The sequence below is a fragment of the Citrobacter sp. HN-141 genome, assembly GCF_033341895.1.
Taxonomy (GTDB): domain Bacteria; phylum Pseudomonadota; class Gammaproteobacteria; order Enterobacterales; family Enterobacteriaceae; genus Citrobacter.
This window is the reverse complement of sequence record NZ_JAWPBF010000003.1, coordinates 79,359-91,527: the sequence shown is the minus strand read 5'-3', so window position 1 is coordinate 91,527 and position 12,169 is coordinate 79,359. Positions and strand designations below refer to the sequence as shown.

Annotated in this window: 12 protein-coding genes; 5 read left to right on the top strand and 7 right to left on the bottom strand. The window is 51.5% G+C overall.

All coding sequences use genetic code 11. The annotated features are described in order from the left end of the window. Positions 1-182 precede the first annotated feature (182 nt). The 3 genes from RYZ59_RS05065 (at position 183) to cueP (ending at position 1,693) form a co-directional block, all read left to right on the top strand. Positions 183-473, top strand: a complete 291-nt coding sequence (locus RYZ59_RS05065; protein ID WP_048213664.1) for an HTH-type transcriptional regulator — start codon at positions 183-185, stop codon at positions 471-473. Positions 474-753: 280 nt separating this feature from the next. After that, positions 754-966: an RNA chaperone/antiterminator CspA gene (gene cspA / locus RYZ59_RS05060; protein WP_000014594.1), complete on the top strand. Its 213-nt coding sequence runs from the start codon at positions 754-756 to the stop codon at positions 964-966. Positions 967-1,153: 187 nt separating this feature from the next. Continuing rightward, positions 1,154-1,693: a copper-binding periplasmic metallochaperone CueP gene (gene cueP / locus RYZ59_RS05055; protein WP_318045530.1), complete on the top strand. Its 540-nt coding sequence runs from the start codon at positions 1,154-1,156 to the stop codon at positions 1,691-1,693. A gap of 64 nt (positions 1,694-1,757) precedes the next feature. Here cueP and glyS read toward each other — a convergent pair whose 3' ends face one another. From glyS to RYZ59_RS05040, 3 genes are all read right to left on the bottom strand, one after another. Next, positions 1,758-3,827: a glycine--tRNA ligase subunit beta gene (glyS, locus tag RYZ59_RS05050; protein WP_318045532.1), complete on the bottom strand. Its 2,070-nt coding sequence runs from the start codon at positions 3,825-3,827 to the stop codon at positions 1,758-1,760. Between the two features lie 9 nt (positions 3,828-3,836). Then, positions 3,837-4,748 (bottom strand): glycine--tRNA ligase subunit alpha, encoded by a 912-nt coding sequence (glyQ, locus tag RYZ59_RS05045; protein WP_001168551.1) that lies wholly within the window; start codon positions 4,746-4,748, stop codon positions 3,837-3,839. A 95-nt stretch (positions 4,749-4,843) separates the two neighbouring features. After that, entirely contained in the window at positions 4,844-5,152 is a 309-nt protein-coding gene (locus RYZ59_RS05040) for a YsaB family lipoprotein (RefSeq protein ID WP_318045535.1), read from the bottom strand. A 170-nt stretch (positions 5,153-5,322) separates the two neighbouring features. On the opposite strand from RYZ59_RS05040, the gene RYZ59_RS05035 reads away from it, so the two are divergent. Then, the gene (locus RYZ59_RS05035) at positions 5,323-6,318 is read left to right on the top strand and encodes an acyltransferase (protein ID WP_318045537.1); all 996 of its coding nucleotides are present in this window, start codon (positions 5,323-5,325) and stop codon (positions 6,316-6,318) included. On the opposite strand, the gene yiaB is transcribed toward RYZ59_RS05035, so the two are convergent. The 3 genes from yiaB to xylA form a co-directional block, all read right to left on the bottom strand. Next, the gene (gene yiaB, locus RYZ59_RS05030; RefSeq protein ID WP_137382057.1) at positions 6,315-6,680 is read right to left on the bottom strand and encodes an inner membrane protein YiaB; all 366 of its coding nucleotides are present in this window, start codon (positions 6,678-6,680) and stop codon (positions 6,315-6,317) included. The genes RYZ59_RS05035 and yiaB overlap by 4 nt on opposite strands. 169 nt (positions 6,681-6,849) lie before the next feature. Then, positions 6,850-8,304, bottom strand: coding sequence for a xylulokinase (gene xylB, locus RYZ59_RS05025; protein WP_318045540.1), 1,455 nt, complete (start codon positions 8,302-8,304; stop codon positions 6,850-6,852). Positions 8,305-8,376: 72 nt separating this feature from the next. Continuing rightward, on the bottom strand, positions 8,377-9,699 hold the full coding sequence (gene xylA, locus RYZ59_RS05020) for a xylose isomerase (protein ID WP_137361657.1): 1,323 nt from the start codon (positions 9,697-9,699) through the stop codon (positions 8,377-8,379). A 359-nt stretch (positions 9,700-10,058) separates the two neighbouring features. Here xylA and xylR point away from each other — a divergent pair, with 359 nt between their 5' ends. Next, positions 10,059-11,237, top strand: a complete 1,179-nt coding sequence (xylR, locus tag RYZ59_RS05015; RefSeq protein WP_048213671.1) for a D-xylose utilization transcriptional activator XylR — start codon at positions 10,059-10,061, stop codon at positions 11,235-11,237. A gap of 90 nt (positions 11,238-11,327) precedes the next feature. Here xylR and RYZ59_RS05010 read toward each other — a convergent pair whose 3' ends face one another. Further along, on the bottom strand, positions 11,328-12,152 hold the full coding sequence (locus RYZ59_RS05010) for a protein bax (RefSeq protein WP_318045545.1): 825 nt from the start codon (positions 12,150-12,152) through the stop codon (positions 11,328-11,330). Positions 12,153-12,169: the final 17 nt, after the last annotated feature.

Genomic DNA, 12,169 nt, shown 5'->3' with positions numbered 1-12,169 from the left:
GGAAGGGTTCGATCGGAGATCCCGACCTTTATCAGTTCGTTAGCCAACTAAAGGTTGTTACCCGCGATTCGCTGAAACGAATCCACAACGTATACCTTAAATTCGCCTTCATTTTTTCCGACTACGCTTAATGAGCTTCGATGAAATTCACGATCCCGCTGTGTGATTTATAGGAGTTCTCAATGGAATACAAAGATCCTATGTTTGAACTGCTAAGCAGTCTGGAGCAGATTGTTTTTAAAGATGTATCTCAGACGGTTACTCAGACGCAAAAAACCAACCCTTTCGCTGAATTTGAACAACTACGACGAGGGACAGGTTTAAAAACAGATGATTTCGCCCGGGTGATGGGCGTGACGGTCGCGATGGTTCATGAATGGGAGTCTAAACGCGTGAAGCCATCCAGTACCGAATTGAAGTTGATGCGCCTGATTCAAGCAGACCCACGATTAAGTAAGCAGTTGATGGATTAAGTTATTTTCAAATTTTTCCTAAGAGCGGTCCTACAGAAGGGCCGTTCCTCCACTGCCAATATCCACAAAAAAGAAAATAGTAGTTGCATCCACCGGCGTAAAATGAGTTAATGCGCTCAACGGTTTGACGTACAGACCATTACAGCAGTTTAGTAAGGCAAGTCCCTTCAAGAGTTATCGTTGATACCCTTCGTAGTGAGCATTTCCTTTACTGTTAAAAAATCTGTAAAGCACGCCATATCGCCGAAAGGCACACTTATTTTTTAAAAGGTAATACACTATGTCCGGTAAAATGACTGGTATCGTAAAATGGTTCAACGCTGACAAAGGCTTCGGCTTCATCACTCCTGACGATGGCTCTAAAGACGTGTTCGTACACTTCTCTGCTATCCAGAACGATGGCTACAAATCCCTGGACGAAGGTCAGAAAGTTTCCTTCACCATCGAAAGCGGCGCTAAAGGCCCGGCAGCTGGCAACGTAACCAGCCTGTAAGCTTAAAAAGCTCAAGATTCTGAATCCCTGCCAAACGGCGGGGATTTTTTTTATCTGTATTTCGCAATACATCCCACCGAAACGCGTCTTTGCATTACTTTACCCACCGCACCTTTGACCTTTCCCTAAGGGCAAGCTTTATAGTGAGCGAGTTTATATTCCACAACTTTCACAAGGAATTGAAGCTATGTCGAAATCCTCACTGCTGTTATTTTTAGGTTTGCTCACAACCGGTACCGCCTTCGCGGCAACGCCGGAAGCCAACTTCCTGGCTGAACACGGACTCAACGGGAAATCCGTCGAGCAAATCGTCGAGACCATTGACCAATCACCGCAGAGTCGCCCGCTGCCGTACTCAGCGTCCATCACCAGCACCGCGCTGAAGCTCTCTTCGGGCGACCAGGTGTATACAATGCCGCTCGGCGATAAGTTCTATCTGTCATTTGCCCCTTATGAGTGGCAAACGCACCCTTGTTTCAACCACAGCCTTTCCGGTTGTCAGGGAGAAATGCCTGGGAAAAAATTCAACGTCAAAGTGACGGATAGCAAAGGGGATGTGGTGGTACAAAAAGAGATGAAAAGTGGTCGAAATGGCTTCATCGGGGTTTGGTTACCGCGCAATATGGAAGGCACGATTGAAGTGAGTTACAACGGAAAAAGTGCAGCGCATACAATTAAGACCATGAATGACAGCCAGACCTGCCTGACTGAGTTGCAGTTGCGCTAAACGCATAAAAAAATGCCGGATAGCGCAATACTTATCCGGCATTTTCTAAGTCAACTCAGAACCGTTACTGCAGCAGTGAAATATCCGCCACGCGCAGGAACAGCTCACGCAGTTTTTCGAGCATAGACAGACGGTTAATACGCAGATCTTTATCTTCTACGTTAACCATCACTTTCTCGAAGAACGCATCGACCGGTTCACGTAGCGCCGATAGCTCAACCAGCGCTTCCTGGTAATGACCGGCAGCGAAGACAGGCTCCAGCTTATCGCGCAACACCACAACCTGCATTGCCAGCGCAATTTCTTCCGGCTCTTTCAGCGTCGCCGCATTCACGCGGTCATTCAGCGTCTCTTCAGACTTCGCCAGGATGTTCGATACACGTTTGTTCGCAGCAGCCAGCGCGGACGCGGCTTCCAGCGTACGGAAGTGCGAAACCGCCTTCATACGTGCGTCAAAATCAGCCGGACGAGTCGGACGACGCGCCAGTACGGCCTGAATGGTGTCGACGGTGTAACCTTCGTCCTGATACCAGGCGCGGAAGCGGCCGAGCATAAAGTCGATAACGTCATCCACCACATTCGCGTTGGTCAGCTTGTCACCATACAGACGAACCGCTTCTTCGGTCAGCGTTTGCAGGTCCAGATTCAGGTTCTTCTCAACGATAATACGCAGCACACCCAGCGCAGCACGACGCAGCGCAAACGGGTCTTTATCGCCTTTCGGATGCTGACCGATACCGAAGATACCCGCCAGAGTATCCATCTTATCGGCAATCGCCACTGCACAGGCAACCGGGTTAGACGGCAGGTCATCACCAGCAAAACGCGGCTGATACTGCTCGTTCAGCGCCACAGCCACATCTTCCGCTTCACCATCGTGACGCGCGTAGTGCATGCCCATTACGCCCTGGGTGTCGGTGAACTCGAAGACCATGTTGGTCATCAGGTCGCACTTGGACAGCAGGCCAGCACGCGTTGCGTGGTTAACGTCAGCGCCAATCTGTTCGGCAATCCAGCCCGCCAGCGCCTGGATACGGTCAGTCTTGTCACGCAGCGTACCCAGCTGTTGTTGGAACAGCACGGTTTGCAGACGCGGCAGATGGTCTTCCAGACGTTTTTTACGGTCAGTATTGAAGAAGAACTCGGCATCCGCCAGACGCGGACGAACCACCTTCTCGTTACCGGAGATAATCTGGCTCGGATCTTTCGATTCGATGTTGGCAACGAAGATAAAGTTCGGCAGCAGTTTGCCGTCGTTCGCATAAACCGGGAAGTACTTCTGGTCACCTTTCATGGTGTGTACCAGCGCTTCAGACGGCACCGCGAGGAATTTCTCTTCGAACTTCGCAGTCAACACTACCGGCCATTCCACCAGCGAGGTGACTTCTTCCAGCAGGCTTTCACTCAGGTCAGCATTACCGCCAATCTTACGCGCCGCCTCTTCAGCATCGGCTTTGATTTTCGCTTTACGCTCAGCGTAATCCGCGATCACTTTGCCACGCTGGCGCAGGATTTCTGGGTACTGATCGGCAGTATCAATAGTGAATTCAGGCTCGCCCATAAAGCGATGTCCACGGATCACGCGATCGGACTGAATACCCAGAATCGTTGCCGGGATCACTTTGTCGCCCAGCAGCAGAGTCACAGTGTGAACCGGACGCACGAAGTGGACGTCAGACGCGCCCCAGCGCATCAGTTTCGGGATCGGCAGCTTCGCCAGCGAAGTCGCAATCATGTTCGGCAGCAGCGTTTCTGCGCTTTCGCCTTTCACGTGCGCACGGTACAGCAGCCACTCACCTTTATCAGTCGTCAGACGTTCAGCCTGATCAACGGTGATACCACAACCACGCGCCCAACCTTCTGCCGCTTTACTCGGTTTACCTTCAGCATCAAACGCCTGGGCAATGGCCGGTCCGCGCTTCTCAACTTCACGATCGGGTTGAGATTCCGCCAGGGCAGCGACTTTCAGCGCCAGACGACGCGGAGCAGCAAACCACTCAACATTGCCGTGCGCGAGGCCAGCGTTATCCAGCTCCGCGGTGAAGTTCGCAGCAAAGGACTCAGCCAGGCTGCGCAGTGCTTTTGGTGGCAGCTCTTCAGTGCCGATTTCCACCAGAAAAGTTTTCTCAGACATGGCCGCCTCTTATTTGTCTTTGTTGCACATCGGGAAGCCAAGGGCTTCACGGGAAGCGTAGTAAGCTTCTGCCACTGCTTTGGTCAGGGTGCGAATGCGCAGGATATAGCGCTGGCGCTCGGTGACGGAGATGGCTTTACGCGCATCCAGCAGGTTGAAGCTATGGGCGGCTTTCAGAATACGTTCATACGCAGGCAGCGGCAGCGGGTTTTCCAGCGCCAGCAGCTGCTGTGCTTCTTTCTCGTACTGCTCGAAGCAGGTGAACAGGAAGTCCACATCGGCGTATTCGAAGTTGTAAGTGGATTGCTCCACTTCGTTCTGATGGAACACGTCGCCGTAGGTTGTTTTGCCCAGCGGACCGTCGCTCCAGACCAGGTCGTAAACGCTGTCTACGCCCTGAATGTACATGGCCAGACGTTCCAGACCGTAGGTGATTTCCCCGGTAACTGGCTTACATTCCAGGCCACCAACCTGCTGGAAGTAGGTAAACTGCGTGACTTCCATGCCGTTCAGCCACACTTCCCAACCGAGACCCCAGGCACCCAACGTCGGGTTTTCCCAGTTATCTTCCACGAAACGGATATCGTGAATGGTCGGGTCCATACCCAGCTCTTTCAGAGAACCCAGGTACAGTTCCTGAATATTGTCCGGTGACGGCTTAATCACTACCTGGAACTGATAGTAGTGCTGTAAGCGGTTCGGGTTTTCGCCATAGCGCCCGTCGGTCGGACGACGAGAAGGCTGCACATAAGCAGTCGCCATCGGTTCCGGCCCCAGTGCACGCAGGCAGGTCATTGGGTGAGATGTTCCCGCGCCGACTTCCATGTCCAATGGTTGAACGATGGTGCAGCCCTGGCGAGCCCAGTAATCCTGTAAGGTCAGGATCAAGCCCTGGAAGGTCCTGGTATCAAACTTTTGCATATTATTTCGTGCTGGATACGTGTGGATTTAAAGGAAGCGATCAGTATACCCGCTGGCTGCAAGATATACAGTACGAAACGGGAAAAAGGGGGAACTTAGCGCATGGAAAGGTGCAAAAACTGCCCGTCTGCGTCAAATGAGCAGACAAAACTCTCTTTACGGAAGGTAGAACCGCGCATCTCGTAGCTACCCTGGAATTGCTCAAGACCAGTGATCGCAATTTTCTGGGCACCCGTATTATAACGCTCCGATGCTTCACTTTTGCACAACGACTCCATATCCAGCGAACGCGTGGCAGTAATTTTGCCCTTTTGCGCTTTCTGCACGGGTGCTGACGATTGTGGATCGGCGCACCCCACCAGCAGCAGCGTGAGGATGGCTGGAAAGAAATACTTCATCATCATTTTATTACCGCCTGGTTTGCTGGTCAGTCTTATTATTAGTGTCTGGAAACAGATCCTATTGTGAGAATCTCCCCAGGCCATCACAAGCTTTAGCGTAATAACTCGGATTAATCCAGTGAGCGATGTTCGCAAATACCGGTCAGACTTTTTTAATGAAAACAGAGGAACTGATGCAGCCCAAAATTTTCTGGATTGATAACTTACGCGGGATAGCCTGTTTAATGGTTGTGATGATTCACACCACGACCTGGTACATCACCAATGCGCAAAGCGTCAGCCCGGTAAATTGGGATCTTGCCAATGTGCTAAATTCAGCTTCTCGCGTTAGCGTCCCGCTGTTTTTTATGATCTCGGGTTATCTCTTTTTCGGCGAGCGCAGCGCCAGACCGCGACATTTCATCCGCATCGCATTGTGTATTCTGTTTTACAGCACCGTGGCACTGGCCTACATCCTGCTGTTCACCTCGATCAACGCTGAGCTATCGTTGAAAAACCTGCTGCAAAAACCGGTGTTCTACCACCTGTGGTTTTTCTTCGCTATTGCCGTTATCTACCTGGTATCCCCACTGATTCAGGTGAAAAATATCAGCGGAAAAATGCTGCTGGCAGTGATGGTCGTGATTGGCGTTATTGCCAATCCCAACACCGTACCGCAAAAAATTGGCGGCTTTGAGTGGCTACCCATCAACCTGTACATCAGTGGCGATACGTTCTACTACATTCTGTACGGCGTGCTGGGCCGGGCGATTGGCATGATGGATACGCAAAAGCGCTCACTCTCCTGGCTCTGCGCAGCGTTGTGTCTCGTCGCCGTGTTTGTTATTTCACGCGGGACGCTGCATGAGCTCCGGTGGCGAGGCAATTTTGCCGATACCTGGTATCTCTATTGTGGCCCGGCGGTATTTATCTTTGCTGCATCGCTCCTGACGCTGGTCAAAAACACGCTCAGTACACGCACACTGCCCATACTGGGGCTTATTTCCCGTCACTCGTTAGGTATTTACGGTTTCCACGCGCTGATCATTCATGCGCTACGTACCCGCGGTATTGAACTCAAAAACTGGCCACCGCTGGATATGCTATGGATTTTTAGCGCCACGCTGGCGGGTAGTTTGCTGTTGTCGATATTGTTGCAGCGTATCGATACGCGCAGGCTGGTGAGTTAGGATTCTCCAGACAGCTCGTTTTCAGACGAACGCTGCAGTAACACTTGCCCCAGTAAACTCACAAAGAATGCCGCCGGGTATAACCCCATTTCGAGGGGTAACAGGCTGGCATTCCACACCCCCACCAGCAGTAATCCGACGGTTATCAGCGCCACCATCTGACACACAGAAGCGAAACGTTCGTCGTTCTGATTGAGATTTACAGCACGCTGATAAGCGTACGTCACAAACATTCCCGTCATCAGCACGCCGAAAAAATAGCCTTTGCCACTCAATAACGGGCACGCCCGCCATAAGCCAATAACGTAAATGAGTGCGCCGGAAAGAAACAATAGCCATGGCAATAGCCTTGTCGTCTTCATTGGGATCTCCTTATCCTCTACCACGGATACAATATGAATAACCCACTCAAGACAATACAGAAAAACGCTATCTCACTGAGATTTCAGATTACATTCATGCACATAAATTATTGATTCAATGAAAACATATATGAGGAAAATCCCCTCTGCGCATCAGAGGGGAACACGATCAGGACATTAAGGGCAGCAATTGCTGATAGATACGACGGAAGGTTTCCCGACGTTGTTGATACCGAGCATGTTGCTCTGCATCAGGGTAATGCGCCTGCTCCAGCACCAGTTGAGGCAGTAAGTCAGAGAGTGGTTGTTGTGGATTCATCGCAATTTGCGCCAGCCGTGCTGCGCCCAGGGCAGGACCGACATCTCCGCCGGTACGGTAATCCAGCTGCAATCCGCTGATATCGGACAACATCTGCCGCCAGTATTCGCTACGCGCCCCACCACCGATGAGCGTAATGCTGGCCGGTGTAACGCCACAGGCATGTACCACATCCATACCGTCAGCTAAGGCAAATCCCACACCTTCAAGTACCGCTCGCGCCAGCTCTGCCGGACCATGCTGATGCGTCAGGCCAAAAAAGACGCCTTTCGCCTGCGGGTTATTGTGCGGCGTACGTTCACCTGACAGATAGGGTAAGAACCAGACCGGTTCAGCCTGCTCATTTTCCTGCTGTGCGGCATCAATCAGCGCAGGTACGCTTGCCAGCCCGGTTAATTTTGCCGCCCAGTCGAGGCAGGATGCGGCGCTCAGCATCACTGACATCAGATGCCACCGGTCAGGCAGCGCGTGGCAGAAGCTGTGTACCGCACTTTCTGGTTTACTGAGAAAGCCGTCGCTTACTGCAAAGTAGACGCCGGATGTACCCAATGACAGCATTGCCTGGCCTGCATTCATCATGCCTACGCCAACCGCACCCGCCGCGTTATCGCCACCACCCGCAACAACCGCAACCTCTGACATACCCCAGGATTGCGCGACACCAGGCAACAGCGTTCCGGTAATCGCACTACCCTCGTACAAGGCCGGCATATGCGCGCGAGTCAGCTGGCACGCCGCCAACATGACGTCACTCCAGTCACGTTTCGCGACATCCAGCCACATCGTACCTGCGGCATCCGACATATCGCTGGCAAACTCGCCGGTCATACGCAGACGCAGGTAATCTTTCGGTAGCAGGACTTTATCAACCTGGCTGAAAATGTCCGGTTCATGGCGCTGAACCCACAGCAATTTAGGGGCAGTAAAGCCAGGCATCATCAGATTGCCGGTAATCACACGAGATTGCGGCACCTGATTTTCCAGCATCACGCATTCTTCAGCGCAGCGACCGTCATTCCACAGGATTGCCGGACGCAATACCTTCTGTTGTTCATCCAGTAGCGTCGCGCCGTGCATCTGCCCGGCGATCCCCAACGCTTTCACCTCGCGGAGTGAATGCTGCTGACCCAGTGTATTTACTGCGCGATCCGTTGCCAGCCACCACTGTTCAGGATCCTGCTCCGACCATAACGGATGAGGCCGGGAGACGGTCAGTTTCTCCGTGTGCGAGGCCACCACATCGCCCTGCTCGTTCAGCAGAATGGCCTTTACGCCTGATGTACCAAGATCTATCCCGATATACATAGGGTATCGTTCCTTAAAGAAAGGCCCGGTAGCGAATCGCTATCCGGGCTTACGGACGTACTCAGCAGTCCATTATTTGTCGAACAAATAATGGTTTACCAGATTTTCCAGCTGTTCCTGATGGCCGCTCTGATGCACCGGTGCCAGGTTATGTTGTTCAGCGTACTGCGCAATTTCCGTCAGCGTCATCTGACCTTTCAGAATTTGCTGGCCCAGCTCACCATTCCAACCGGCATAACGTTTTGCCACACGCTGATCCAGACCACCGTCTTCAATCATACGGGCCGCAATTTTCAGCGACAGCGCCATGGTATCCATCGCACCAATATGACCATAGAACAGATCGTATTTATCAGTACTCTGACGACGGACTTTGGCATCAAAGTTCAGGCCACCAGTGGTAAAACCGCCCGCTTTCAGGATTTCGTACATGACCAGCGCATTCTCTTCGACGCTGTTCGGGAACTGGTCGGTATCCCAGCCCAGTTGTGCGTCGCCGCGGTTCGCATCGACGGAACCAAATAGCCCCAGAGCAATCGCCGTAGCGATTTCGTGGTGGAACGAATGGCCTGCCAGCGTGGCATGGTTCGCTTCAATATTCAGTTTGATCTCTTTTTCCAGACCGAACTGCTTCAGGAATCCGTAAACGGTCGCGGCATCGTAGTCATACTGGTGTTTAGTGGGTTCTTGCGGCTTCGGTTCGATCAGTAAGGTGCCCTGGAAACCGGTTTTGTGTTTATGCTCAACCACCAATTGCATAAAGCGGCCAATCTGCTCACGTTCCTGACGCAGGTCGGTATTAAGCAGCGTTTCATAACCTTCACGGCCGCCCCACAGAACGTAGTTCTCGCCACCTAATTTATGTGTGGCATCCATGGCAGTCACGACCTGCGTAGCCGCCCAGCTGAAGACTTCCGGGTCCGGGTTAGTCGCCGCGCCTGCGCCATAACGTGGGTTAGTAAAGCAGTTTGCCGTACCCCACAGCAGTTTCACGCCGCTCTGTTCCTGTTTTGCCGCCAGCACATCCACCATCTGGGCAAAGTTATTTTTATACTCTTTCAGTGACGCGCCTTCAGGCGAGACGTCAACATCATGGAAGCAGTAGTAAGGCACATTCAGCTTATGGAAAAACTCAAAGGCTACATCCGCTTTACGTTTTGCCAGCGCCAATGCCTCACCCGGCTGCTGCCACGGACGGTCGAAGGCTCCCATACCGAACATATCCGCGCCATTCCAGCAGAAAGTGTGCCAGTAGCAGGCAGCAAAGCGCAGATGATCTTCCATGCGCTTGCCCAGCACAATTTCATCAGGGTTGTAATGGCGAAATGCGAGTGGGTTAGTGGATTTAGTACCTTCAAAACGAACGCGATCGAGTTGGTCAAAATAAGCCTGCATAATAAGCTCCATAATCAGGTAATACGGCAAGTAAACTGCGATACAGTCATACTGGAATTTCCTGATTTATTGCTCAATTACGTTATTTCACACCGCCATTAAGAGAATACCCAAATGTGCGCTGGCTCCCAAAAATGCACACTGAATAAGCAATTAAAAAAGCGATCGCGATCGGCTCTTCATCAATAAACAAAAAACCGTAATACGCAGATAAGAAATGACAATTGTCTTCCTGGTCAGGGTGTGTGAATTTTGCGTAGCGTTACGCAAATAAGAAATTTGTCACGCTTCATCAAGTAGTCGCACCTGCGGTTTTGGTAGTATCGACAGGCCACGTTAACCTTTCAGGATAGGCTCTTATGTTTGATAAACGACACCGTATCACCCTATTATTTAATGCTAATAAAGCCTATGACCGCCAGGTGGTAGAGGGCGTAGGTGAATATTTACAGGCATCGCAATCCGAGTGGGATATATTCATTGAGGAAGATTTCCGTGCCCGTATTGATAATATCAAAGACTGGTTAGGCGACGGTGTTATTGCTGATTATGACGATGATGACATTGCGCAATTACTTGCTGATGTCGATGTTCCCATCATCGGTGTCGGTGGTTCCTACCATCTTGAAAGCGATTATCCACCCGTCCATTACATTGCGACCGATAACCATGCACTGGTGGAAAGCGCTTTTTTGCATCTGAAAGAAAAAGGGGTCAACCGATTCGCATTTTATGGTCTGCCCTCTTCCAGCGGCAAGCGCTGGGCTGCCGAGCGTGAATATGCCTTTTGTCAGTTGGTCGCCAAAGAGAAGTACCGTGGTGTTGTCTATCAGGGGCTGGAAACCGCACCAGAAAACTGGCAACACGCTCAAAATCGTCTGGCGGACTGGCTGCAAACTTTACCCCCGCAAACCGGTATTATCGCCGTGACCGACGCACGTGCGCGGCATGTTCTGCAGGCTTGCGAGCATTTGCATATCCCGGTGCCGGAAAAACTGTGTGTCATTGGGATCGATAACGAAGAACTCACCCGTTACCTGTCCCGCGTCGCGCTGTCATCCGTTGCTCAGGGCGCGCGACAGATGGGCTATCAGGCTGCAAAACTTCTGCACCGCTTACTGGCGAATGAAGAACTGCCGCTGCAGCGCATTCTGGTGCCTCCGGTGCGCGTCGTGAATCGTCGTTCAACCGACTATCGCTCACTGACCGATCCCGCCGTTATTCAGGCAATGCACTTTATCCGCAACCATGCCTGCAAAGGCATCAAAGTCGAACAAGTGCTGGATGCAGTTGGGATTTCACGTTCGAATCTCGAGAAGCGCTTTAAAGACGAGGTCGGGGAGACCATCCACGCCGTGATTCATGCCGAAAAACTGGAAAAAGCGCGTAGCCTGTTGATCTCCACGACGCTCGCGATAAACGAAATTTCACAAATGTGCGGCTACCCGTCGTTGCAGTATTTCTATTCCGTGTTCAAGAAAGAATACGATACGACGCCAAAAGAGTACCGTGACATGAACAGTGAGGTGTTACTGTAAGGGGAATTGTGCCGGATAGCGGTTTCGCCTTATCCGGCCTACAGAGCGACTCACAGGCCTGATAAGCGTCGCGCCATCAGGCCTGTGGAATTACATATGCGCGGCGATTAAACGCTGGTTATCCTGGTACATCGCGAACAGATAGTTATTGTAACTCTGTCCTTTGGTGGAGTACCCCTTCAGCTTATGGATCATCGTGGTCGCTGTCACTTCCTGATCGGCTTTACGCAACTGCGCGCGCGATTTACGGAAGGAAGAGTATGCCGGGTGCGTGTTCAGGTTAATGACATAGGCATTCACCGACTCTTTTACCGATTCAAACTGTGAGTAGCCTTTCACCTTACCGGGTGCATTGTTGCAGCGGCCTTTGACACATTTCATGCCAAACAGGTTGTTATTGCTACGCGCCAGTTTCGATGTGCCCCAACCGCTTTCAGCCGCAGCCATAGTCGCCACCATACTGGTAGGAATGATGTCTACGCGCTCAAGCAGCGTATTCCATGGAATTTTACGCGTGTTACCAGACCAGCTCACCTTGTAGCGTTTCGCGATATCTTTCATACGCGTACGCTCAGTCGGTGACCAGCGATTCTGGTACTGCTTTGAGATCAGCCAGTTACGGTCCGCCGTAATGGCAGCATTTTGACTGGTAATATAAGGCATAACCGTCCGGAGAAACGCTTTTTTCCTTGGTGTTCCGGAAGGGTATTTTCGCAAATCAGGAAGTGAACTACTCTTTGCACTATTGCGAGAATACTCTTGTTTACTGCTTACCTGCGTATTACTTGCCTTGATTACCTGGGGCTTATGACTCGTTGTCGCCGTGTGTGTCTTTGCCAGCACCTCACCCGAAAATGCAATGGTGAGTAACATAAGAATCATTGCCCCATATCGTCGAATGGGAGTCAATATCATTAGGTCTCCTGGTCGGA